Origin of the sequence: Paraburkholderia xenovorans (assembly GCF_046030735.1) — a bacterium.
Lineage (GTDB): Bacteria > Pseudomonadota > Gammaproteobacteria > Burkholderiales > Burkholderiaceae > Paraburkholderia > Paraburkholderia xenovorans_A.
In genome coordinates this window covers 1-25,473 of the sequence record NZ_JAQQBV010000046.1, presented here as the reverse complement: position 1 = coordinate 25,473, position 25,473 = coordinate 1, and the positions used below count along the sequence as shown (strand labels likewise).

Below are 25,473 nucleotides of genomic sequence, written 5' to 3'. Positions count from 1 at the left end.
CCGAGGTTCAGGTGCAGCTCGTTGCATCGGCTCGCGGCTTGAGGGGCACCGCTGAGGCGGCTTTTCACGCGTGCCGGCGTGGCCTCGAAACCGCGAAAGACCCTACGAAATATCGGCCATCCCGGTGCGCGCGGCGCTCAAAGTTCTTGCGTACGCTCTCGCTCCGACGGGCCGGCTGTACAGATAGCCCTGCTGCTTGTCGCAATCGATCCCGCGCAGAAACGCCGCCTGCGCCTCGGTCTCGACGCCTTCCGCGGTGACGTTCATGCCGAGCGAGTGCGCCATCGCCACCACCGCCTGGGTAATCGCAATCGAATCGCGATGGTCCGGCAACCCTGCGACGAACGAGCGATCGATCTTCAGGTTATGCAGCGGAAAGCGCTTCAGATACGACAGCGACGAATAGCCGGTGCCGAAGTCGTCGACGGAAATTTTCACGCCCATTGCGGTCAGCGCGCTCAGCATCGGCAACACGATTTCGCTGTCGCTCATCAGCAGCCGCTCGGTGATTTCCAGTTCGAGCGCGGCCGGTTCGAGCCCGAACGTCGCGAGGCAACGTTCGATGCGCTCGACGAGACCGTCGTTGAACTGCCGCGGCGACAGGTTCACCGCGACGACCAGATCCGGCGCGAGCGTGCGGCGCCACTGCGCGAGCTGCTCGCACGCGCGCGTCAGCACCCAGTGGCCGATCTCGACGATCAGGCCGGCGTCTTCGGCGACCGGAATGAATTCGGCCGGCGACACGTCGCCGAGCTCGCTGTTATACCAGCGCAGCAGCGCTTCGGCGCCGATCGTGCGGCCGTACCGGCTGTCGACGATCGGCTGGTACACGAGACTCAGCTCGTCGGTGGCGAGCGCACGGCGCAGCGATTGCTCGATCGAGAAACGACGCTGCAGACGCCGGTTCAGCTCCGCGGTGAAGAACTGGAAATTGTTGCGGCCGCATTGCTTCGCGTAGTACATCGCCGAATCGGCGTTGCGGATCAGGGTCGGCACGTCCTGGCCGTCTTCCGGAAACACGCTGATGCCGATCGACGCGCCCAGGTAGTACTCGTTGCCCGCCGCCGCGAACGGCACCGCGATCATGTCGAGCAGGCGGCGCGCGAGCGCGGTCAGATGATCCGTGTCCTCATGGCCGCTGACGACGATCACGAACTCGTCGCCGCCCACGCGCGCGAGCATGTCGCCGCGCCCGATGCAGGCCGACAGCCGCTCCGCGACACTGCACAGCAGCGCGTCGCCCGCTTCGTGGCCGGCGGTGTCGTTGACCTTCTTGAAGCCGTCCAGATCGAGGAACAGCACCGCGACGCGCGCGCATTCGCCGCTCGCCGAGCCGTCCGGTGTGAACAGGTCGCGCATCCGCTCGGTCAGATACGCGCGGTTGTACAGGCCGGTGAGCGGATCGCGGGTCGCGAGCAGCTTGAGCTGGCGTTGCGCTTCACGCACCGGTCCGATGTCGGTGAACGAGATCAGTACCGAGCCCGGTTCGCTGTCGCCCGGTTTGAGGATCGGCACGACGTTTTCGGTGATCCAGACCATGTCGCCGCCGATCAGCTGCAGCCCGATCGTGGCGCCCAGTATCGGCTTGCCGCTCGCGAACACCTGCATGGTCGGACGCTCGGCTTCGGTGAGGACCGAGCCGTCTTCGTGGTAGACGCACGTCATCACCGTCATGATGTCGCGGCCGACGATCCCGGCGCTCGCGCGCAGGATGCGCTGCGCGCTCGGGTTGCACGCGAGCACCACGCCGTCGCGCGACTGTACGACGATCCCCTCGTTCAGATGATCGACCACCAGGCGGTGATGTTCCTCGCTGAGCGCGAGGCGTTTGGCCATGGCGTCCTGATGCACGGCGACCCCGACGCTATGGCTGATGTCGTTCAGAATCGACTCTTCCTCGGCCGTCGGCCGGCGCGATGCGCGGTGATACACCGCGAACGCGCCGAGCACCACGCCGGAATCGTTTTCAAACGGCACGGACCAGCACGCGCGCAGACCGAGCGGCAATGCGAGATGCCGGTAATCGGCCCATAGCGGATCGGTTTCGATATCGTCGACGGCGACCATGCGGCGCTCGAACATCGCGGTGCCGCACGAACCGGCCTGCGGGCCGATTGCGAAGCCGTCCAACGCGGCGCTGAAATGCGCCGGCAACGACGGCGCGCCGCCGACGCGGGTGTGCACCCCGTCTGCGTCGAGCAGCAGGATCGAGCACGACGCGCCTTCGCCGAGCAGCGCTTCCGCGCGGCGGCAGACTTCGTCGAGCAGTTCCGGTAGCGGCGTGTTGCGGGTGATCAGCCGCAACACGGTGCGCTCCGACGCCAATACCTCTTCCGCCAGATTCTGCCCATTGCGAGCGCCGTCCGGCATCGCGCCCATCGCGCTATCTGATGTCGCTTCGCGTGTCATAAATGCGCCCCCTAACCCGACATCGGCAAATCAGTGTACGCGGCGTAGCGGGGTTTACGTTAAACAGGTCAATTTTAGTCGGCACGCATGGGCATGACAGGCGGCCGGTGAGGGTTTCTGTCCGGCCGGAATGGGCTGCCCCGTGTGCGGCGAAGATCGGGCGGAACGGTGTGTTTGCTGCGTTTGCCGTGTTCGCTGCGTTCGCCGCTTTAGCCGCTTTAGCCGCTTTAGCCGGGCGGACGGCCACCGCCTCCTCCTCCGCCGTTGTTGCCCCCACCGCCGCGATTTTCCCCACCGCCAGGCGGCCTGCTACCGCCGCCGTCGGGCCGACCACCACCGCCCGGCGGACGGCCTTGCGCGTTATCCGGTGGACGGCCGCCGCCGCCAGCGTTCCCGGGCGGACGGCCTCCTGCATTGCCCGGTGGCGGACCTCCCGGCGGACGGCCTCCTGCATGGCCTGGCGGCAGTCCTCCCGGCGGGCGGCCTCCTGCATGGCCTGGCGGCGGTCCTGGGGGACGTCCGCCGCCATGTCCGGGTGGCGGTCCTGGCGGACGTCCGGCGCCGGGTCTCGGCGGCGGAGGCGGCGGATGGTGAGACCAACGAGACTGCTGGCCGTACCATGGTCGACCGCGATAGTAGTTACCCCAGTACGTGCCGATCGAGAACGTCACGATTGGCAAGCCGATTACCGTGCCGTAGTTCATCAGCGGGACGTTGCTGCCCTGGTACGGATAGTTGAGCCGGCCGGCGTAGACCCAGCCACGCAGATTGGGGGCGGCGACATCGCACCACTGGTAGTTGCTGAGGCAGCCCATCACCGAGAGCGGGACGCCGCCTGGCAATTGCGTGACGACCGGATAGTCCGACGCGGGGCCGGCGCGTACGTTGACCGGTCCGTTGGTATAGGCCTGCGATTGAGCGAACGCCGCGGCTGGCAGCGCGAGCAAACCGGTTGCCAGGTAAAGCCATCGAACGAGTGGTTGTTTCATTTCGTCTCTCCCCTTTTGATCCCACGCCTGGCGTTCGCGCAGTTCTACCGTTTCAGGCTTTGGCACATCGCAACGCAACGCAAGATTTGGTAATCACCTGCCTGAAGTCACGTTGTGCTCCGGGGTCTGTCTTCCGGCGACTCGGCTGATCATCGACGGGATAGAAAACCATGTACTGCCGGGACCGCCATGAGAATCCTCCGCCCTGTCTTGATCGCTGCACTGTTGTTCGCGCATCTGCCTGCTCAAGCTACCAGCTTCGACTGCACCAAAGGACGTTCGCTGACCGAACGGATGATCTGCAACGACCCTGCGCTGTCGAAGCTCGACGACACGCTTGGACAACTGTACTGGAAAGCGCGGCGCCGGGTGTTAAACCGGCGGGCCTTTCTGACGGACAGCGACAGCAAGTGGGCATGGCGAGAGGCGAATTGCCGGGACGCAGCGTGTCTGGGGACGTGGTATTCGACGCGGATCGACGAATTGAAACGGTTGCTTGAAAGCATGCAGGTGGGCGCGCCCGGGTTGACGCCCGGCGGGGCCGACGATGGGCGTAACGCGCCGATGCCCGCGCCGGCTTTGCAGCAGATGGAGACCGCTATGCTGCTTCAGTGCACGGCGGCGAACCCTGGGATCGAATTGCATGATCAGTGTTCGACTGTGATTCAGCAGAAGAGTCCATGGCGGTATGAACCGCGGGGTGGGGATTGGTTTTGTGGGGTGGCGATGGTGGCTCCTTCGGAGCGGGGTGAGTAATCGTTTTTCTGACGCGAAACGAAGAGCGTAGTTTTAGTGAAGCTTCGGCGACGGCTCCGTCTCCTCCGGTGGATCCGAATCCCGGAACAACTCCGCGCACAGGCCGACGCCGATCTCGCTCAGTCGCGCGGTTCCGGTGCCTTCGTCGTTGAAGGCGGTCTCCACCAGTTCGCCGTCGACGAGCGCCGTCAATTGCCGCCGCAAACCGCTCATCGGCACCCCCGCCTGTTTCGACAGTTTGGCCAGCGACCATGCGCCGCCCGGCGTCTCCCGATGCGCGCGCCACAGTTGCGCCAGGATCGCGACCAGCACCGGATCGAGTTCGTCGTCATCCATGGGTATCGTTTCTTCTGTCATGCCTGTCTCCTCTCAAGCCATCTGCGCGACCAGTTCTCCCAGCGTCTTCAGCGCCGCTTCGGTCTGCGCCGTCCACGGATAGCTGTAATTGAGCCGGATGAAATGGCGAAAATCGTTGCGCGTCGAAAACATCATGCCCGGCCCGATCGTGATGCCGCGCGCGAGCGCCGCCTGATAAAGCCGCATCGAATCGACGCGTTCGGGCAATTCCACCCACAGCACATAGCCGCCTTGCGGCGTCGACGTGCGCGTGCCGGCCGGGAAAAAGCGCTGCACCATCGCGATCATGATGCTCGCCTGCTGCCGGTACACCTTGCGCACATGGCGCAGATGCCGATCATAGCCGTCCTGCCGCAGATAATCGGCGACAGCCACTTGCGGCACCGATGGCGTGGTCAGCGTATTGAGAAACTTGAGCTTCTCGACCTGCGCGCGATAACGCCCCGGCATCGCCCAACCGATCCGGTACGACGCGGTCAGGCTCTTCGAAAACGACGCGCAATGCAGCACCAGTCCCTGGGTATCGAAGTTCTTCAGCGTCGATGGCCGCGCGTCGCCGAAATACAGCTCCTGGTACACGTCGTTTTCGATCGCGGGAATCTCATGCTCGGCAAGCAGTGCGACGAGTTGCCGTTTGCGCGCGTCGGGCATCTGGAAACCGAGCGGATTCTGGAAGTTCGGCATCACCATGCACGCCGCAATCTTCTGCTTACGGATGATTTGCGCGAGCGCGTCGACATCGATGCCATGCACCGGATGCGTCGCCACTTCGATCGCGCGCATCCCGAGGCGCTCGATCGCGTGCAGCATCGCGTAGTAAGTCGGCGATTCGACGGCGACCGTGTCGCCGGGTTTCGCGACCGCCTGCAAGCTGAGGTTGATCGCCTCGGTCGCGCCGAGCGTGATGACGATGTCGTCCGGATCGACCGGCACGCCGTTCTCCGCGTAGCGCCGCGCGATCTGGCGGATCAGCTCGGGATTGCCGGGCGGCAGGTCGTCGATCAGATTCCAGCTCGCCTGGCGCCGTGCAATCGCATTCGCGTACTGGTTGATCCGACGCCCGGGGAACAGCGACGGATCGGGGTACGGCGAGCCGAGCGGCATCGCGTCGTGCGCGCGGATGCTGCGCAACGTGGACAACACCAACCGGCTCACGTCCACCTCGGCGGCCACCGGCGGCGCCTGCGCGACCGGCTTGCGGCTCAGGCGCGGTTCGTCGAGCGCTGCCGCGACGGCCGCCGCGTCGCGCACGAAATACCCCGACTGCGGCCGCGTTTCGACGATCCCGCGGCTTTCCAGCAACGCGTACGCATGCAGCACCGTCTTGATGCTGACGCCGTGCTGCTGGCTCGCCTGCCGCACCGAAGGAATCCGCTCGCCCGCCGCGAACACGCCGCGGCGCACGGCTTCGGTCATCTCATCGGCGAGCTTTTCGTACAGTTTCAAGGACTTGGCTCAAGCAACGCGTGGGCGGGAACGTCAGTCTATGACAGAAAGCACCTAACTGTACTCCTCCGCTTTACGATTTTCTGTATGCTGCACTGCATTTGGAACACAGTAGGCTTGCAGGCATTGGCTTAAAAAGCCTCGCTCAGGCCCACCGGCAGCAGACCATGAAGAAACCCAACGCTCGCATCGAACCGTACACGCACCCCGCCGCGGGCTGGGGCGCGCTCAAATATGTCGCGCTCAACCTGCTCAAGGAAAAGGTCACGGGCGGCGACTATCGGATGCTGCTCAAGCAGAATCAGCCAGACGGCTTCGATTGCCCGGGCTGCGCGTGGCCGGACCGCGAACACGCGTCCACCTTCGAGTTCTGCGAAAACGGCGTGAAGGCGGTGGCCGCCGAAGCGACCAGCAAACGCGTGACGCCGGCGTTCTTCGAGGAACACACGGTCGAAGAACTGATGGCGCAATCGGATTTCGAACTGGAGCAGCATGGCCGCCTGACCGACCCGCTCGTCTACGACGCGATGCGCGACCGCTACGTGCCGATCGGCTGGGACGAAGCGTTCGACCTGATCGCCGGGCATCTGAAGCGTCTCGACGACCCCGACAGCGCCGCCTTCTACACGTCGGGCCGCGCGAGCAACGAGGCCGCGTTCCTGTATCAGTTGTTCGTGCGCATGTACGGCACCAACAATTTCCCCGACTGCTCGAACATGTGCCACGAGGCGACCAGCCGCGGCTTGCCGCACACAGTCGGCATCGGCAAGGGCACGGTGACGCTCGACGACTTCGAACACGCCGACACGCTGTTGATCTTCGGTCAGAATCCGGCGACGAACCATCCGCGGATGCTGGGCGAACTGCGCGAATGCGCGAAGCGCGGCGCGACCATCGTGTCGATCAATCCGCTGAAGGAGCGTGGTCTCGAACGTTTTGCGAGCCCGCAGCATCCGGTGGAAATGATCACGATGGGCAGCACGAAGATCAGCTCCGTGTTCATCCGCCCGAAGATCGGCGGCGATTTCGCGCTGATCAAGGGTGTCGCCAAACGCGTGATCGAACTCGACGACGAAGCGTTGGCCTCCGGTCTCGAGCGCGTGCTCGACGTCGCGTTCATCGCCGGACACACGGTCGGCTTCGACGCATTCGCCGACGATCTGCGCGCCGAAAGCTGGGCCACGATCGTCGAAGAATCGGGCGTGCCGTTCGAAGACGTATTGAAACTCGCCGACATCTACGTGAAGGGCCGCGCGGTGATTTCGACGTGGGGCATGGGTCTCACGCAGCACAAGAACTCGGTGCCGACGGTGCAGATCCTGTCGAACCTGATGATGATGCGCGGCAATATCGGCCGCCGCGGCGCGGGCCTGTGCCCGGTGCGCGGCCACTCGAACGTGCAGGGCGACCGCACGGTCGGCATCGAAGAACGGCCGACTCAGGCGTTCCTCGACCGGCTCGGCGAAGTCTACGATTTCGAGCCGCCTCGCGAGCATGGGCTCGACGTCGTCAACACGATTCAGGCGATGCTCGACGGCAAGGTGAAGGTGTTCATCGGCCTCGGCGGCAACTTCTCGATCGCGACGCCGGACACGCCGCGCACGTGGGAAGCGATGCGCTCGTGCGAGTTGACCGTGCACATCACCACCAAGCTGAACCGCAGCCACCTCGTGCATGGCCGCGACGCACTGATTCTGCCGACGCTCGGGCGCACCGAGATCGACTTGCAGAACGGCGTGGCGCAAGGCGTGAGCGTCGAGGATTCGATGAGCATGGTGCACATCTCGTATGGGATGAACAAGCCGGCCTCGGAGAATCTGCTGTCGGAGATCGCGATCGTCGCGCGGATGGCGCATGCGACGCTCGGCAGCGACAAGGTCGACTGGCTCGCGCAAACTGCCGATTACGCGCTGATTCGCGACGGCATCGCGAAGGTGATCGACGGTTTCCACGACTACAACGAGCGGCTGAAGAACCCAGGCGGTTTTCATCTGGGCGTCGCATCGCGCGAGCGGATCTGGAAGACGCCGAGCGGCAAGGCGCAGTTCATGGTGCATGCGATCGCCGTCGATACGCCGATTCATCAGGCGCGGGCCGAACACGGCGAGCGTCTGATGACGTTGATGACAACCCGCTCGCACGATCAGTACAACACGACGATCTACGGTCTCGACGATCGCTATCGCGGCGTGTACGGCCAACGCCGCGTGCTGTTCGCGAACAGGGACGATCTGGCGATGCTTGGCTTCGTCGCCGGCCAGCGCGTGGATATCACGAGCGTGTGGGCCGACGGTGTCGAGCGTCACGCGGCAGGCTTCCTGCTGGTGGAATACGACATTCCGCGCGGTTGCCTCGGCGCGTATTACCCGGAGACGAATCCGCTGGTGCCGTTGTCTTCGGTTGCCGACGGTGCGGGTACGCCGACCTCGAAGTCGATTCCGGTGCTGTTGACGGCTTCGGTCGAAGAAGCGGTTGCCGCTTGAGGTTGCCACCGCTTCGGTGCACAGCAGAACACGCGTGGTGAGCGTGTTGAGCGTGTCGATAGGGCAGGCCTGACGCTTCGCGCTCAGGCCTGTTTTTTTGCCAGATCGCGATACGTCAGATAGAGACGAAAATCGAATTCGATCTGGTGATAACCCGGTTGCATGAACTCGCAGAGGCGGTAAAACGCCTTGTTATGGTCGCTTTCTTTCAGATGCGCGAGTTCGTGCACCACGATCATCTTCAGAAATTCCGGTGCGGCGTCCTTGAACAGCGACGCGATGCGGATCTCCTTCTTCGCCTTCAGCTTGCCGCCCTGCACGCGCGAGATGCTCGTATGCAGGCCGAGCGCGTGACGCACGACATCGAGCTTGCTGTCGTACGTGACCTTGTCGATCTGCTCCGCGCTGCGCAGATGTTCACGCTTGAGCTCCGCGCAATACGCGTACAGTGCCCGATCCGTTTGCACCGCATGCGTATTCGGATAGCGCTGCGCGAGATAGACGCCCAACTGTTCGTCGGCGATCAGCTTTTGCACCTTCTCTTGCAGAGGCGCGGGATAGCCGGTCAGGTATTTCAGGTGGTGCATGACGATGTTCTTGCCGATTTTTCCGGCGACGGCGTGATGGATTGGCGCACCGCTCAACGCAGATTGGTTTCGCAATCGCTCCAGAGCCGCAGCGGATCGCGATGCAACGGATACTGTTTGTCGAGCCACGCCGACAGCTTCGCCCAATCCGGATGATGAGTCCCGGTTTGCGCGGACCACACCGACGAACGCTCGAGAATCTGTCCGCTCTCGCGATCGCGCACCAGTAAACTGCCGAGGCCGCTCGTACTGTTCTCCTGCGACTCCACCACGTAGCGCGGCAGAATTCTGAGTTCGGCATCCTCTGCCCAGCCGAACAGCGCTCGCGCCACACCGCTCGCGTCGCGCAACTCGACCGGACCGCTCGCGGGCCTGAGCGCCGACCAGCCTTCCGGAAACTCGGCGACGATTTCGTTCGCGGCCTCTCTGACCCATTTCATCCGCCATGCCCGTTCCATTGCGTCGCGCAACTTCGAGGCCGACTCATAGCCGGGCGGCAATTCGATACCGATCGGCAGCGTGACGAGATTGTCCTTCCACAGCGCCTTTTCGCTACGATCGCGCCGCTCGATCGGCTCGAACGGCGAATCGCCAAACGGATTGTCAGACCGGTTGCCGGTGTCGCCGAACGGATTGTCCGGCCGGCCGCCGATATGCGAGCCGCTCGGCTTCAGGTCCGGAAACAGTCCATCCGCGCTCTGGCGGGTGACTTTCGGTTTGGGTTTTTTCATGATTCTCTCCGCTTGGTATCGCTTGTATCGCTTGTATCGCCTGGTATCGCTTCGTGGCGCCACGTGGTTGGGCGGCGCCTGACGGCGCTTGGTATGCACGCCCAATCTACATCCTGCACCGCAATCACGTACCGCGCAGTTCGACTTCGGCCATCAACTGTCGCGTCGCGATCTCCCAGTTCGCGCCCTTAGCCAGCACATTGCCCAGCTCCGCCGCACGGGAGAAGGCTGCGTGTCTGTCGGTAAGTTGCCTGCTGATCGCGTCGGCCCAGTTTTTCGCGGCCTTGTCGCGGTCGCTCGGCGTCTCCACCACCGCGTTGCGCAGCAGGCGTTCGGGCGCCAGCCTCTCGACGATATCGGCAAAGCCGCTCTTGTCGGTGGCGAGCACGGGCGTGCCTTGTGCGAGCCCCTCCAGCGCGACGAGCCCGAAACCCTCGCGGCGCGACGGCATCAGCAGCAACGCGGCCCGGCGGATGTCCGATTCGATCGCCCCCTCGTCGGCGCTGTATTCCTTGACCTTGACCGGCACGTCCACGCCTTCGCATATATCCAGCAACTTCTTGCGCAGCGTCGCACCGGTGCCGGGCGACGCGCCGCGAATCACCAGCTCGGGAAGCGCCCCGGTATAAGCGCGATCGCGCACGACATACGACAATGCGCGTGCGGCGATGTCGAGGCCCTTCAACTCGCTATCGTCGGCACGGCCCAGCACGAGGCAGTGATTCAGATGCGGCGGCGTCACCGCTTCCACGACACCGATCGGACCCGGCACGAACTCCACGACGCGCGGGCTGCCTCGCGTGCCGCGCAGCAGGTCCGCGTACTCCCGCATCAGGCTCGGGCCGACCGCGACGACGAGCTGTGCGTCCGAGGCCAGCGCCACTTCGATTTTTTCCCGCGCGTCGACCTTTTCGGCGGCTTTCTCCGGTTCCTTGAACCACTCGATTTCGCCTGGCGCCATGTGCACGAAATGAATCCGCTTCGCCTGCGGGAAAAAATCGCATTGCTGATCTTTGGCGAACGCACCGGTGATCCGGCCATGGCCGACGATATGCGACGGCAACACGTCCGACGGCAACGGCAGACGTCTCGACAGACCGCTCAACTCGTCGGCACCTAACGTGGCAGGCGCGGCCACGAGCGTTACGCCATGCTGTCGCGCATGCGCGATATCGCTGTCGCCGGCCTGCGGGACCGCGCAATAAACGCGATGCCCCTGCGCCGCCAACGTAATGCACAGGTGGCGATTGAAGGTCGACAGTCCACCATGCGCGGAGCGCCATTCGGTCGCCATCAGCAGCACGGTGTGGCCGGCTTGCTTTGCTTCAGCGGCTTGCTTTGCTTCCGTTGTATCAGACGAATCCTGTTTGATCGCCGCATCGTGTTGCATCGCTACGCCCTCGTTTTTTGTTTGTTCAGCCTGTGCCACCAACGCCTGCAGCAGATCGTCCAGCCCCAGGTGTCCGGGGTGCAGGGCCACCTCCTGCTCGACCAGCTTGACGGCCAATGCAAGATGGCCGCGCTGGATCAGCATGTCAGCCGCGCTCCGGTAAAGATAGACCGCCTTGCTGTGCGCAAACGCCGCGTTCAAGCCCTGCTTCAGCATATCGAACGCAGCATCCGCCGCGCCGGATTGCAGCAGGATGTCGGCGCCGTCCCGATGAAGCGAGGCCGAGGTCTTGGCAGCGGGAATCAGCCTCGCGCCGATCCGCAGCAGTTCGAGCGCTTCCTTGCTTTCGCCTCGCGCGTGCAGGATGCGGGCGGTCTGCCGATAAAGCAGGTCGACGTTCTTGTCGACAGGTACGGTTTGAATGCCCTCTTTGAGCAACTCGAGCGCAGCGTCGATTTTGCCTTGCTGCGCCAGCATCTCGGCCGCCGACTGATAGAGCGGGCACAGGTTCTTGTCGACGGGAATGGAGCGGATCCCTTCCACCAGCAAAGCGACGGCGCGATCCGTTTCCCCTTCCGAGTGAATCATTTCCGCGGCCGACTGATAGATGACGGCCGCGCCCTTGTCGGCCGGCACGATCCTGAGTCCGTCGAGAAGCAATGCTATCGCCTCGGCCACGCGGCCTAGCCGCTTCAACAGCAAAGCCGCTGCATGGTAGAGCGAGAATAAAGGTTGATCGGCGGGAATCCGCGTGATCCCTTCCATCAATAAAGCCAGCGCTTCATCCGGTTTGTGCTGCGTTTCCAGCAGTTCGAGCGCTGCGAGGTACAACGTGGACAGGCTGTTGGACGGCGACACCGTTTCGATGCCCTCGCGCACCAGGACGATAGCGTCGTCGAGACGACCCTGCTTTTCCAGCAGACCCGCGCCGGTTTTATACAGCGCCGCGATCGCGTCGGTCGCTTCCGCAGCGGCGAGGCCGTCCCGAATCGTCTGGATGGCCTCGTCGGGCTCGCCCAGCCTTTCGTGGATTTTCGCTTTCAGAAGCCACATGTTGGCCAGCGCCCGGCTGGACGAACACACCCTGCGGATATGGACGAGCGCCTGTTCGACATCGCCCGCCTTGTCGCGCCCGACGAGGCAGCGCGTCAAATAGAACTCCAGCGGACGCGGGCCTTCGTCTTCGAGGAGCGTCGAGAGCACGCCGATCCGCTCATCCAGCTCGAGTGCGTCTTCGGGTATCGGGCTTTTGTCGCCCCAGGTCACCATCATGTCGACCCCGACACGGGTCGTCACGTCCCGCAGTTCCTGCGCGCGACCTGCGTGATACAGGTGGTAGCGAAGTTCGGCGTATAAGCCCGACAAACGCTTCGTCTCATCGGTGCTGCCCGACTTCAGACGTTGCAAGTGGTAATTCGCAGCCATCGAATGCGCGGTGGCAAACGCCCGCGAGTCGTCTCTCAGATGCGTCAACGCGATCTCTCGCACCACAGGGTTCAGCGAAAAGCGCTTGTGCATCGCGCTGACGAAAAACCTGCCGATCAGCATGTGCCGCAAGCTGCGCCAGTCTTTGCGAGCGCCGGAGGTGACGGCGCCGAACGCTTCATCCTTGAAGCTCGTCCGATGCACGGCCAGCATCGCGAGACGCCTGAACAGCACCGGATCCAGCCTCGCCAGCGTGCGCTCGAGCAGAATGCGCTCCAGTTTGTCGAGAAACTCGGGGGACACTTCGCGGTCGGTGACCTCCCACATACCGGGGTCGGCGCCGATGATGTCGTCCAATGGATCGACCGCCAGCGTGCCGGCAAGCACCTCGATCGCGCGCGGGTTGCATCCCAGCACGCGCACGAGGTCAGGTATCCGCTCCGGCGGGATCGCATCGACGCATTCCTGACCTTGCAACCGGTCGGCGAACAACGCCACCGCTTCCTCGAGTGTCGGCGGATGGAGCGTCGTGCGGTGGAACGTTTCGGACCACCGCTCATGCTGCACGATGACATTGGACAGAAACAGTATCCGGCCCGGCAAATTGAGCCGCGGACGCAGATAGGACAGCACGCCTGCCAGTTCGGAGGACGCCTCGCCGTCGTCGTCGAAAAGCCGCCCCGCTTCGTCGATAACGATCAGCACCTGGTCGCGCAATGCCCGCTCGAGCGCCGCGGCCGGGTTCGCATTCGGATCCGAAAGCGCCGTGGCCATTTTCCTGCTGCCTCGATCGGCCAACTGATCGGCGACCGAGCATAGCGCATCGTTGAATGACGGATTGACCTGATCCGAAATCTTGACGTGAGCGGTTATCCACCCGCTCGATTCGGCAGCTTGCATCAAGGTTTCAGCGAGAGCCGATTTTCCCACCCCGGGAAAGCCGACGACAAAACAGGCCAACGGCCCCTCGACGAGCCACTTTTCTTTCAGCTGGTCGAGCAGTTGCTGTCGTTCGTGGCCATAGTAGTTTTTTTGCATGCGGGAATCCTGAAAGGCGTTCCTCCTGATCTCGGCACTTTCCCTTAATCCCTGAAGGGCTCGTGCACCCGGACCGGATGTAGCCGCGTAATATACACAACCCACGCGCGCACCGTACCGGCAGTGCATCCGGACATCGATTGTCCGGATGCGCTGTCATTCTTCGACCACGCACATTGCATTGGCGGTCCGCAGCGCCAGTTGCACGTCCGCACCTGCATGCGCGTGACTTCATTAACCCGCCCTCGTCTTTTAAGGAACCGATATCGTGCAGAACAATTCCCCGCTTGAGAGCCTCGCCGCGTTTGCGATCGTCTTCGTCACAGGTGTATTGGCTACGACTGTATTGGGTAAATATATCGACAAGGTAAAGCGCGACGCGCGGGCTTCAGCAGTCTGACCCGCGCGCCCAGGCCGCTCACACTGCACGCGTCGGGCCCACAGCCTGAATGAGCGTGTCGCGACATCCTTTGCGTTGAAAGTTCGTGAGCGCCTGCATTTTCGTCCGTACCGTCTGCCACGCTTCGAGCAGATCGGTGCGCGCTCTATCCCACGCGGCGGGGTGATGATAAAGCGTGACGAAGCGGTACTTGTCGCCTTTGCAGGTGAATGCCGCCGCGCCTTCGGCGATTTCTCCTTCCCATGCATGCCGCAGAACGTGCGGAAGCTCTTCATATCTGGAGAGCGGCAACGTCGGCTTCGGTCCTTTGACGATCGGACTGGCGGCGAGCTCCCAAACCATTTTCGGTCCGGATATGACATTCTCATTGCCCATCGCATCGTTCAAGTCCAGATACGCCTGAATGCGAAAGTGCTCCTTGCCTTCAGCACACAGGTGCAGGATTCCACCGTCGAGAAACGCAAGCGGCGTTACCTTGAAACTGTGCTGCGGATTACCGTCCTCCGTCTCGCACAGCGCATCCAGTACCGCGTTGAATGCGCCGATAAACCACGCCTGAACGCCCGCAAGCACGCTGCCGCATGCAGAAAAATCGTCGTGCATCATGCCGGAGATATGTCCTTCACTCAAAGTTTTCAGCAGCCGGGATACGCGCAAATCCGCATCGCCACCGTACGATTGGCTCAGCGCAGCCAGTGTCGGAAACGACGCGCTTGCACGATATTCTTTCTCGACGTATTGCTCAGGATCGTTCACCGTGGATCGATAGTAAAGCGCGATCCGCCCCATCTCCGCAGAGAATCGTGTGAGCAGGTTTTGCTCACCACTGTCGGCGTCGCTCACCACGACAGCGAACCATACGATGCCGGCCTCCACCATCAGATAGCCCCACCGCCGGTCACGGTTCTTCGTCGCAAGCCAGCGTGGCAAGTTGCGTCCGTCCGCGGTCGCGATCGCTGCAGCCGCCGCGCAGACAGCGGTGCGCAACAGCCAGAAGTCGCCGCCGACCGACTCCAGAATCACCTTGCTGCTCCCCTGCCCCCGGGACAGAAGCGCGTGTGACATATCCACTACGCGGGTCGCGGTTTTCACCAACGGATCGAGTGCGAAGCCTTCCGCGTTGGTACGCCTGACTGATGAAGGCTCGCTTTCAGAAAGCGCGGCGCTCAACGAGCGTGCGTCGGCATGCGTGCCCGGCACCAGTATTTCCTCCGTGCAAACGATGTCTGCCTCCTTCGCGCCGCTTCGTGAAAGGCGCAGCACGCCGGCTCCCGTGTCGATGGTCCGCTGGGCCACGCGGCCGCCTTCCGCGCTGAGAGAAGCGCGTCGCCGAACACGTACACAGTTGAACGCCGGCAAGTACTCCGCCGACTCGAGCGCGTTTTCGTCTGCGGCGTGCACTGATCGCACCGTGTCGTCGGCGCTCTTGCCGCGAATACCGTCAGGCAAAGTAATCTCGGACGGCATCGCATCTTTTGCGACGAGCGGCTTCGCCGATTCCGGAAAAAACACCGCACCGGATTGCGGAGAGTCATTCGTCGCAGCAACTTGAATCGACTCGTCGTCGAACGTTGCGAGACTCAACTCGCCAATTTCGTCCTTGAGCTTGCCGAGATCCATTCGAAGATCGCTGACGATCTTCGCCTGAATCACGCGCTCGACCTGAAAGCGGTCGAGCGTGCCGTCCAGATAAGGGAAAGCGACGCCAAGACGCGGCAGATCCTGCGAACTGTCGCAGTGGGTACTCGCGAAACGCTCGATCCTTCGTCCGATCAGACTGCCTAACCGGTCGATGCGCCCGATGCGCTGTTCGAGGTCCCCCGAAGTCCACGCCACTCCGTAGTGCACGATGTTGTCGCAGAACAGATGCATATCGACGCCTTCTTTAAGCACGTCGGTGCAGATCAGCACGTTCGGGTAAGTAGGAAACTTGAACTGCGTAACCGCGTTCTGGTTTCTCAAACGGCTCGAACGACCGATCACCGGCGACATCTGGCGAAACGCCAGATGTACGCGTTCACGGTAGATCTCCGCCCAGTCGACGGCCGCGCCACTGCGCATACATTTGTCGACGATCAGATCGAAATGCTCGATCCAGCGGCGAAATCTCTCGTTCCAGTTGCCGATGTAACCGGCCAATCCATCGTTTGCCGCGCACTGCGGATCGGTCTCCAGCAGCCATAGCAATTTGTCGGGCAATTCTGTCTCGCCCGTCGGCGTGCGCGCTACGTGCGTATGCAGAATGTACAGATCGACCAGAAAATCAGTTTGCCTTATCGATTGAAGCACGCATAGTTGCAACGCCGCGAGCTTCCACGCGTCGACAGTGTTCTCCGCGGCGTTGCCGAACAGCCATTGGCGGCCCGGCTCGGCGCGGAGTTCCATCAATCGTTCGTCACCCAGAACGATCTCCAGAAAACGGCGCCAGCGTTTCGCATTGTTCCGCCAGTGGCTTTCATTTGCGTCGCTCACCACCTCATCGCATGCCGGCGGACGTTTCAGGAGAAAACCTCGCAACGGGTTGCGCGATGCATCCTTTACACTGAGCAACCGCGATCCGAATGAAACCAGCATCCCGTGATCGCCGCCTTTTCTGGCTCGCTTCAGTGCTTCGAAATAAGGGAGCCTGAGCGCGTCCTTATAGGCTGTGCCGCGTGGCTCATCGGCCGACAGTCCTTCGTCGGATTGTTCAAGGCTCTCGCGTTCGGCATCCTCGTCCGCCTTTCTCTCTGTCGCGACGATTTCCTCGTCTGCACTCCCGGTTGACCTCACGTGTTCCGTTTCCCAGAACTCGTCTTTGATCCACGGCGATTTTCCTTGCGTGCCAAACGCAGGCCCCATCAATTGGGTTCGCCATGTCTCGATCCGCCGATCCATTTGTTGCTGGAACTTCGTATTCAGCAGGTCGCGGATTTCCTCCACCGTATCGATACGCCGCACGAAGACCAGCGTCTTCTGACAGCTGGCATCTTTGAGGCTGTGTTCGAACAGCGCGTCGGCGGTACGATTCAGTTTCGCGTGAGGAAGCGCGAAACCCCGCCGCGCCGCGTGTGGTGCGCCCGGTGCAGATTCATTGAGCGCGTTCATCGCGCTCTCGAAGTCGCGATTCAAATCGTCGATGACGGTGCGGTCGAACGCTACTCCGGGTTCGTCGTCCTGCGTGCGTTGTCTTGTATCGCGTAGCGCTTCGTATTCGCGCTCGGCGACCGGCTCCGGTGTGACCTGCTTGCTGAACCCGAGCGTACGCCCCACCGATGTGGACAATGATTCAAACGACGCACATTCGCCGAGACGAAACTTGTTCCCCTTGCCCGCAAGCGCGCCAACCAGCCGCTTTTGCACCAGCGACATCGTCAGCGACAGAAACGGGTCGTCTGCGCCGGTATAACGAATCCGCTCGTATTTGCGATATTGGATCTTGCCGTATCGCGTGTCTTTGCTATCCGCGTACGTGCGCGTTCGACGCACCATGAACGTCGGCAACAGGGGCACGACATCGCGCTTGCCTTCCGGCTGCACGTGAAGCTGCCAGTTGATTCGGCTGCATGATTCCTGATAGTTGCAAGTACCGCAATCGCGCGGAATTTCCAGCGCGCGTTTATCGTCGGCACTGCCGGCGAACAAAGGCTTGCGACAAAGATAGGTGTCGAGACTGCGAATGTCGTTCATGCTCGAATGCAACGGCGTGGCGCTCATGAACAACCAGCGTTCGACATTGCGCCGGAAAATCGCGGCTATATGACTATTCTGGAAATTGCCCGTATGACGAAGATATTGCGCTTCGTCGAAGATCACCAGATCGAGCGGCTGGTTAGGCATCGATTCGTCATTCTCACGCCGCGAGCCGCCCGTCATCAATGCGCCGATGCGCCGGCAATACGCCGCACTCAGTGCGTGCGTGAGATCGTCCTTCTCGGTTTTGGACAGCTTCCGACGCGTCGCGGGAATCGCAGATTCGTCATGGTCCATATCGTCGGTCGAGGCCGCGCCAACCTTGGCCCGATATTCTTCCAGTATCGAAGCCGAATCTTCGCCCGTGAACGTGAGCGGCCGGCTAAAAGACGAATATCGCATCAGATGAATACGAGCATCGCCGAGGCTCAGCGTTTTGACGAAGTCACGCAGACTATGGTGAAAATGCAGATTCTCCAGCGGGCTCGCCGCTGCCGCGCTGAGCAAACGGTTGTCGAGCAGCTTGTAGCAGGTTCGCAAAAACTCCGACCATTCGCTTTGCCACTGGCGCTGTAGCGTTGCGCTCGAACAAACGATCACCACACGCGAATCCGGCTTGCGCAGGAATTGCGTCGCGATGATGCCCATTGCCTGCCGCGTCTTTCCCATCCCGACTTCATCGGCGAGATACGCGAAAGATTTGCTTTGCAGCAAATGCCAAAGAGCCGCAACCCCTTCGCTCTGAAGGACGGCCTGCGCACTCGGAGTTGTTCGCGCGGCATCGTGGCCATCGAAGTCGATATATGAGCGAACGGCCTGCGCAGTCAGATCGGCCGGAATGACGTCTGTTTTATTGTCCATGAACCGCTCGCGTTTGACTGCTCACTTCCCGGCCGATCTCCTTGCGAAACCAGTCAAGAAAACCCTCGACGCGTTCACGCGTAGCCTCGCCGAACATCGACCGGAACGACTCCGATTTGCCGAGCAGGCACATCATCTCGCGATGGAGCACCGCGATCTCCGCTTTGATGTCGTCTCGCAACGTCTCGCGCAACGCGGCATTCGTCGTCCTGTCCAGACGCTCGACGATGTCGGCCATCTCCGACAGCTGGATATAGCGGCCGATTTTTTCCTCATGCGTCTCCGCGGCCTGCGCGGTGATCGCCCGATATAACGTCACGGCGCCGTACGGCGCCAGCTTGTCGTAGGGATCGCGCGTCGCCCCCGGGCTTCCAGGCGTCTGGTAATACTCGAGCAGCTTCCACGCACCCTGAAACAGCCCGAAGAAATCGAAAGTCGGGTCGGCGGGGATTTCTTCGCCGTCGCCTGGGCCGTCGGCGAGGTCGGACAGCGTGCGCTCCTTAGTCTTGCGATCGGATGCCCCGGGATTGAGACCACGCAGCAATTCGAGAACCTTGTTGAGCCGCGGACGAGGCTGGTAGCCGAGTTGATCGTCGTCCGCATTGACCTGGGTAATCAGCCCGCGAAAAATCATCGGCTCGCCCTGTCCGAGGCGGTAGGTGACCGAAAACGAACGCACGGGCTGCGCACCCTTATGGGGCTGCGTGATGACTTGCGGTTGACCGGCAACGGCCGCATTGAAGCAGTGACCGCGACCGCCGATCGACAACACGATATCGCTAACCGGCACGTCGCTGGTGAGCGTCAGGCGCGCGCGAAATTCACTCGCCTTCCAGTCGTACAGGACGGTTGCATCGAACGGAGGAAGCGGGGGTGCTTCCTCCTCCTCGTTCTCGCCGTCTTGTGCGAAAGGCGGATCGTCTAGCGGCCGGAGCACTGTCTTCCACGGGTCTGGTGCGTCGTGGAGTTCATAGCGAAGCATCGCCTCGACATTCGTCAATTTCTGGTTCTGCGCGGTGAGCATCGCCGCCTGCGTGAAATTCGCCGAACCGATGCAGAGTACTTGCTGCTTCTCGTTATGAAGGAGCAGCGCCTTGGCGTGTGTATAACGTTCGCCATCCTCCCGGAAGCCAGCAAATGCATGACGCGTCAGGTCCAGCGTGTCGCGCGGGAAGCGGTACAGGCCGTCGGCAGTGAGCGATGGCACAAAGCGGCATTGCTCGACATCGAGCGCCTGAACCAGCGTGTCCACCGCGCTCCAGTAGGGTGACACGATCGTCGCCATGCGCCAGCGGCTCCCGCCTTTCAACGCGTGGAGCATCGCGCTTTCTCCGTACCCTTGCGGCAGCGACAGATGCAGCGTCGGTGTAGCCGGTGTATGCGGCGGGAACGGGTTGGCGTCGTCGAGCGCGGCGTGCAATGCGGTCAGAATATCTCGCACGTCGCCCTCTTCCTGATATCCCGCGTTGCCCGCGAATTCGAATTGACGCGCGGCCTCGTCTTGCAGCCATTTGAGCAAGGGGCGCAGTACCTGGGCATGGCTGGAGGTCACGGCCGTCATTCCGACAACCTCGCGATTGATCGCCCAACCGGACAGTGTCAGATTGCCACTGCCGACTGACAGCCAGACGCCCTGCTTCTTCGTATCCTTCAGCGTACCGGCCATCAACATCAGTTTCGGATGAAAGCGGCCGCGTGCAAGACCAACCGGCAGCAGCCCGTAGCGCATGTCGCCCTTGGGCTCGGGGCAGGTAGAGCGGTCGCACACCACGACGCATTTGACCGTGTTCAGATCTTCATTGATCGCATAACGCGTCTCCGAAGCGCCCTCCAGATCGCTCACGTTATCGCCGACGAGCAGCGGCAACACGTTGGCCTCGAAAAATCGCGACGAAAAGTTAAAGGTAGTAAAGAGAACGTGACGCGGATGATCGGTCGAGAAGCGGTCACGGATATGCTCGAGCGTGGCGCGCATGACCGGGTCAGCGCCGGATTTCGGTGAAGTCATATCGGTGCTCAAAATACCTGCGCGTAGAGATTCGATGCGGTGGTCAGATAGTAGTCGTTCATCCAGGACTGGCCGCTTTCGAGGCTCTTTTTCGCGTCTTCCGGGCTTCGGTCGCCAATCACAGGCAGCAACACCAGGTCGCTTTCAATCAGCACCATCGGGTCGCGTCCGCGCTCTTTCATGCATCGCGTGTGATAGGCGACCAACTCGCGCAGGAATGTCACCAGAACAGCTTCCTTCGACGCAGCCGCAGCAGTTGAAGCAGTAGCCAGAATGTCGGCTAGTACCTGCATATGCCTCATCCGCGTGGAATTCTGCTCGCCCGCGAGCGTCGCAAATCGCGCGGCACGTTCGCGCATAGCCGGCAGCATGGCGTCCAGTTCGCGCGCGACGAGATCGAGCCTTTTGCCGGGTGAGCCGCGCAGATAGTCGAACGCGTCCTGCATCACGAGAAGGAACGGCTCGCATCGCTGGACGCAGTCGATCGCATGGTCGAGTTGCGGCAGTACAAGCTTGCCAACACGGTCTTTGAGGTTCAGATTCTTCGTATCGGCCGCATTGCGCAGCGCGAGAAACATACTGGCTAGTGTTTGCTGATACGTATCGCCAAAAAGACATTCCTGAAGCGTTTGACGAAGCGTGTTCTGATCGAAGACGCCGCTCAACGCCGTAGCCAACGCGCCGCCGAGATACTGCTCGGGGAACAACGCATTGCTGGCGCTTTTGAGCGGATCGGCCAATGCGGCTTTGAGTACTTGTGTTGCATCCGCAGTCCAGTGCTCGTCTAGCTGACTGGCGACACCGGGCGCAACCGCCCAGTTGTCGTCCACGAGGGCGGCACGCCGGCAAGTGCCGCGATAGTACTGGTAGAGACCGTTTGCAACGGTCTTGCCCATCTTCGTCGTGACACTGAAATTCCCTTTGCCGGCGGTGAGCGCCGTATAGCCGAAGCAGGCTGTATGGCCGTTGTGGTACAGCCAGTACTCGATGAGCCCTTCCATCAGCCGGAAAAAGCGTCGACGCGCACCGTCGCGCTCGAGCAGCGACTGGAGCGCGTCCAGATTGAGCAGCCACTGGATCAGGACCACCGCCTTGATGCCATTCACGTGCCCGACCGGCGAGGCCAAATTGGGAACGAGTCTGCGCCCGAACGCGCTCCATACCGGCAGCAAACCCAGTGGATCGCGGCCGCCAGACGACCTGCTCAACGCGGGATCCACATTGGTGAAATACGGAAGGCCGCCTGCCGGCATGGCGGCGGTACTGCTGTCGAGTTCGGTCATGAAGAGCCGTCAAATATGTAGCAGGAAATCAGCTCTTGCAAGCCGGCGGCGTGTTCAGCAGCGTTATGCGCCGAAAATCTTCTGCGACAGAAACGTAGACAGGGCTTCATCCAGTACACGGACGACGCCGCCATTCGGCGTGGCCCACAGTACGATCCGTTGCGCGTTGTTGTCATAGAGATAGTACTGACCGTCTCCGACCTCCAGCAGCGGCACGGCATTCGCCGGATAGCTGGCATCGCGGCTCAGGTCGGTGTACGCATTGAGCACGTTGAGGTAGTGGTCTTCCGGCACGCCGAGGCCATAAGTCTCGTAGCCGCCGAATACGATCACGCCGAAGTCCGATAGAAAAGACCTGTATTCGCTCGACAAAGTAAACGGCAGCTTCTGCTCGAGCGCCTGAATGCTTGCCGGATCTGCCGGGCGGGTATTGGCCTGATGGCGTTCAACCAGTTGTTTGACGTTTTGCATGATGAACTCGCAGTTAGCTTTGTGACTCGATCTGTTCGGCTCGGGCCTTCCAGTACTCTTGCCGCTCCTTGCCGAAATCTTCGCGATTGATTTCCGACTCTTTCAGCTTGTTGTGCAGAACGTTGTCGTTACCGTTCCCGCGATGCTCGGCGCAAGTCAGCTCGGCAAGCGGCGAGTCCTGCTTCTGACCGATGTGGTGCAACTCGATCGGCCGTCCACTGGCATCGAGCGGCGCGCGGCCATCCTGCATCCGCTCAAGGTTGGTCATGCCGAAGAGGTCCACCTTATCGTAGTCGATGTCCGTACGAATCAATGCATCTTTGCCATTGACTTTCGTTGCCTCGAGATTGGCATTGCCGTAGATCTGGCCTTCGGCCTCACTCCCAATCGAGTCCAGAATGCTTTCTGGAAACCCGTCGTTCTTCAGTTTCTCACGAGTTTCGTCTTTGAGCGACGGGAGCTCAAGACGGTTTTCCTGCGTCAGGAAAAGAGGTTTGTCGAGTTCGATGACGTCCACGCACAAGTCGGGCATCTCGCTCGCGAGTTCTGTCAACTTGCTGGGGGCGTCGGTCTGCTCGAACGCGAAGGTTTCATAATTCACAGGACACTCCCTTTTTCAACACTAGCCCGCCACGCGGCGTAGATCTTAAGATCGGCTTCTTTCTGCATGCTGTAGTCCTTCATCAGACACTGCTGGGTCGCGACGGCCAGTTCCGCTGTCAGACCGTGAGCAAGAGACGACAGCAACGCGCCCAGCCAGTCGCGCAGCCTGTCGAAGTCAGGCGCTGCCTGGATGGCCTGCTGGACGTTGGACCGGCAACCCAGGATATCCACGATCAGCGCCGCGGTGAAGGCAAAGCGCTCGGGCTTCCACAGCGTAAGCGGCTCTTCTCGCTTCGACTCGTCGAGCGCCTGATAGAGGGGTAGCTTGCTTCGCGTGAGCATCGGCAAACTGCGCATGCCCGCTTCGATCAGGTTCACATCGGCGGGAGCGGTATTACGAATACGCGTTGCCAGCAGCAGCTTGAGCACCTGCTCGTTGAACACGCTGCGACTTGAGACCGATTTGTTCGCCGGGTGGTAGACGTAGGGCGTTTCACTACCCGCAAATTTTTTGACCTGACACAGTACCGGCTCCAACCAGTCGTTCTGATAGACGATGGCGACACCTTTCGGCAATCTCGCGATTTCTTCGAGCTGGTCGTCGCGCAACGCAACGGATTTGCCGATCAGGCGCCGGTCCATTTCATCCGGCAGACGCATGATGATTTTCGTGTTGGTGTTGCGGATCGCGGCAATATCCACCGCGTGCGGCGATTGATCCGCAATGATGAAACCTTCACCGTACGTGCGCATTTCGGCAATCGCGTTGGTCAGCATTTCTACCGATTTGCCGATCACGGCCGCCCCTTCGGCACCTCCTTCGCCTGCGCTACGCCTGAGTATGTTGTGCGCTTCCTCGAGCACGGTGACATGGCGCAGTTGCTGGTTCATGCCGCCGTACGCCATCCGGTATTCGCTCAGGCGCATGACCAGAATGCCCATGATCAGCGCTTTGGTTTCCGAAGAGCCGACACGGCTCAGGTCCACGATCACGTTGCTGTCGAACAGAGTGGCACTGTCGATTTCGTCGGCCACGAAGATCTGGCCGTTCAAGCCGTTGGTCAGCGATTTGATCCGCGTCGACAGGGAGCCGATGTAGTTACCCTTGAGCTCCTGCGAATAGGCCGATGCCGTGATCACGCTTTCCAGAGCGATGAGCAGGTCGGCGAACGTCGGGAACAGACTGTCGCTGTAGCGATTTGCGGACGATTCGAGATCCCAGCCGCACTCTTCGTATGCCTGAAGAATCGCGTCCTTGAGTACGGCCGGCATCGCGGCGTACATCGGCCAGCAGACATTGAAAATCTCCACCAGTCGATCCACATGCTCAAGCACGTGAATGGCCGTGGGGAATTTGAACGGGTTGATTCGCAGCAACTCACTGTGCGCCGGATGCGTACCGAACACGCTGACATCGGCGCGTTGACCGAAGATGTGCTTGTATTCGCCCTTAGCCGGCTCGATCACCAGAAACGGCACGCCCGCGGCTTCGATCTGGCTGAGCATTTCGTAGAGCGTGTTGCTTTTGCCCGCACCGGTCGAACCACTGACGAACACATGGCCGGACAACTGATTGAGATTCAGCGAAATAGTTTGCGGCAGGTTTTCCCAGAGATGGCGGATATTGCCGAGCGTGAGCGTTTTTCCCGCGCCGGCGTCGGCAAAGGTTCCGTCGAGCCGCTGCACCTTGCGGCCGAACGCCTGCGTTTCCAGCACGGCCACCGTGGAGGTGGACCGGCGAGGCAGGCTCAATTGAATAGCCAGTTCCTTACCCGAAACAAGCGTGGCCGGCGTCAGGTAGCTGATCGGCACGGTCTTCGAGAAATTGGGCCGCAGTTGCGGATGGCTCAACGCGGTCAGCCAATCGATGATCGATTTCTTGCGAACTGATTGCCATGTCGTGAGCGCAAAATCCTCGTGACTGGATTTGCTGCCGCGGATCAATCCAAGAAAAATGCTCGCAAGCGATTCGGAAGACGCCGTGCTGTCGCCGATAAAGTACGCTGCGCAATTCCAGCCACCGTATGTCTTGGCCTCGTCGATGCGTTCGAGGTGATGGTCGATCTTCGACAATAGCCGTTCAATGGTTTTGTCGGTGGTCTCGATCGACATTTGCCGGCTCGAACCACCGGTTTTATTGAGCGAACGGGTGTCCGTCGTACTCGTCGTCCTGGTGTCCGACGTCGTTCTCGAGGTGGCTTCGCTCGATGACGTGCTGTGGCTTTCGCTACGGCCATTCGACGTGGACTGGCTCGTGCCGGTGGTCTGCTGCTCATTGAACGCGGTCACGGCCGCCTTGGCGACCTGACCGGCAACGATCATCGTCAACGGCGCGAACGGCCCGGTGGCCACCGCCGCGACCACGCCTGCCGCGCCGATCGCCGCGCCCGCCACGGAGCCTCCAATCGATGCGATCTTCGCCGCGTTGGTTTGCGAGCTCAGTGAACTCGACGTACCCGTGGTCTCCGTCGTACTCGTTCCGATCGTTTCGGAGGTACCTTTGGTCTCCGTCAGGCCGAGACTCTGCCCCAACGATTGACTCAGCCCTTCGCTGAGGCTGACAC

General features: G+C 61.5%; 16 protein-coding genes. 3 read left to right on the top strand and 13 right to left on the bottom strand.

Going from position 1 to position 25,473, the window contains the following annotated elements:
* Positions 1–102 precede the first annotated feature (102 nt).
* Both PQQ51_RS30600 and PQQ51_RS30595 read right to left on the bottom strand, forming a co-directional pair.
* Complete coding sequence (locus tag PQQ51_RS30600) at positions 103–2,409, bottom strand: putative bifunctional diguanylate cyclase/phosphodiesterase (protein WP_408500937.1); 2,307 nt, start codon at positions 2,407–2,409, stop codon at positions 103–105.
* 227 nt (positions 2,410–2,636) lie between these two features.
* Positions 2,637–3,398 (bottom strand): SH3 domain-containing protein, encoded by a 762-nt coding sequence (locus tag PQQ51_RS30595; RefSeq protein ID WP_408500936.1) that lies wholly within the window; start codon positions 3,396–3,398, stop codon positions 2,637–2,639.
* Positions 3,399–3,587: 189 nt separating this feature from the next.
* Between PQQ51_RS30595 and PQQ51_RS30590 the strand changes: the two genes are divergently transcribed.
* On the top strand, positions 3,588–4,154 hold the full coding sequence (locus PQQ51_RS30590) for a lysozyme inhibitor LprI family protein (RefSeq protein ID WP_408500935.1): 567 nt from the start codon (positions 3,588–3,590) through the stop codon (positions 4,152–4,154).
* 33 nt (positions 4,155–4,187) lie between these two features.
* Here the strand turns inward: PQQ51_RS30590 and PQQ51_RS30585 are convergent, their stop codons facing one another.
* Both PQQ51_RS30585 and PQQ51_RS30580 read right to left on the bottom strand, forming a co-directional pair.
* The gene (locus PQQ51_RS30585) at positions 4,188–4,490 is read right to left on the bottom strand and encodes a helix-turn-helix domain-containing protein (protein WP_408500951.1); all 303 of its coding nucleotides are present in this window, start codon (positions 4,488–4,490) and stop codon (positions 4,188–4,190) included.
* Between the two features lie 33 nt (positions 4,491–4,523).
* Positions 4,524–5,957 carry an aminotransferase-like domain-containing protein gene (locus PQQ51_RS30580; protein ID WP_408500934.1) on the bottom strand — a complete coding sequence of 478 codons (1,434 nt, stop codon included), beginning with the start codon at positions 5,955–5,957 and terminating at the stop codon, positions 4,524–4,526.
* A gap of 167 nt (positions 5,958–6,124) precedes the next feature.
* On the opposite strand from PQQ51_RS30580, the gene PQQ51_RS30575 reads away from it, so the two are divergent.
* Positions 6,125–8,440 carry an FdhF/YdeP family oxidoreductase gene (locus PQQ51_RS30575; RefSeq protein WP_408500933.1) on the top strand — a complete coding sequence of 772 codons (2,316 nt, stop codon included), beginning with the start codon at positions 6,125–6,127 and terminating at the stop codon, positions 8,438–8,440.
* Between the two features lie 83 nt (positions 8,441–8,523).
* Here PQQ51_RS30575 and PQQ51_RS30570 read toward each other — a convergent pair whose 3' ends face one another.
* The 3 genes from PQQ51_RS30570 to PQQ51_RS30560 all read right to left on the bottom strand — a co-directional run bounded on the left by PQQ51_RS30570 (position 8,524) and on the right by PQQ51_RS30560 (position 13,611).
* A complete protein-coding gene (locus PQQ51_RS30570) occupies positions 8,524–9,027 on the bottom strand; it encodes a M48 metallopeptidase family protein (RefSeq protein WP_408500932.1) in 504 nt (167 codons plus the stop codon).
* A gap of 53 nt (positions 9,028–9,080) precedes the next feature.
* Positions 9,081–9,758: a hypothetical protein gene (locus PQQ51_RS30565; RefSeq protein ID WP_408500931.1), complete on the bottom strand. Its 678-nt coding sequence runs from the start codon at positions 9,756–9,758 to the stop codon at positions 9,081–9,083.
* A gap of 124 nt (positions 9,759–9,882) precedes the next feature.
* Positions 9,883–13,611, bottom strand: a complete 3,729-nt coding sequence (locus tag PQQ51_RS30560) for a glycosyltransferase (RefSeq protein ID WP_408500930.1) — start codon at positions 13,609–13,611, stop codon at positions 9,883–9,885.
* Positions 13,612–13,879: 268 nt separating this feature from the next.
* Here PQQ51_RS30560 and PQQ51_RS30555 point away from each other — a divergent pair, with 268 nt between their 5' ends.
* The gene (locus tag PQQ51_RS30555) at positions 13,880–14,011 is read left to right on the top strand and encodes a hypothetical protein (protein ID WP_408500929.1); all 132 of its coding nucleotides are present in this window, start codon (positions 13,880–13,882) and stop codon (positions 14,009–14,011) included.
* A gap of 18 nt (positions 14,012–14,029) precedes the next feature.
* Here PQQ51_RS30555 and PQQ51_RS30550 read toward each other — a convergent pair whose 3' ends face one another.
* The 6 genes from PQQ51_RS30550 to PQQ51_RS30525 form a co-directional block, all read right to left on the bottom strand.
* Positions 14,030–18,544: a DEAD/DEAH box helicase gene (locus tag PQQ51_RS30550; protein WP_408500928.1), complete on the bottom strand. Its 4,515-nt coding sequence runs from the start codon at positions 18,542–18,544 to the stop codon at positions 14,030–14,032.
* A complete protein-coding gene (locus PQQ51_RS30545; protein WP_408500927.1) occupies positions 18,534–20,552 on the bottom strand; it encodes a phospholipase D-like domain-containing protein in 2,019 nt (672 codons plus the stop codon). The genes PQQ51_RS30550 and PQQ51_RS30545 overlap by 11 nt, the downstream gene beginning before the upstream one ends.
* 8 nt (positions 20,553–20,560) lie before the next feature.
* Positions 20,561–21,835 (bottom strand): hypothetical protein, encoded by a 1,275-nt coding sequence (locus tag PQQ51_RS30540; protein ID WP_408500926.1) that lies wholly within the window; start codon positions 21,833–21,835, stop codon positions 20,561–20,563.
* Between the two features lie 63 nt (positions 21,836–21,898).
* Positions 21,899–22,306 carry an SMI1/KNR4 family protein gene (locus tag PQQ51_RS30535; protein WP_408500925.1) on the bottom strand — a complete coding sequence of 136 codons (408 nt, stop codon included), beginning with the start codon at positions 22,304–22,306 and terminating at the stop codon, positions 21,899–21,901.
* A gap of 13 nt (positions 22,307–22,319) precedes the next feature.
* Entirely contained in the window at positions 22,320–22,907 is a 588-nt protein-coding gene (locus tag PQQ51_RS30530; protein WP_408500924.1) for an HNH/ENDO VII family nuclease, read from the bottom strand.
* A partial coding sequence (locus tag PQQ51_RS30525; RefSeq protein WP_408500923.1) for an ATP-binding protein occupies positions 22,904–25,473 on the bottom strand: 2,570 nt, incomplete at its 5' end. The genes PQQ51_RS30525 and PQQ51_RS30530, both read right to left, overlap by 4 nt.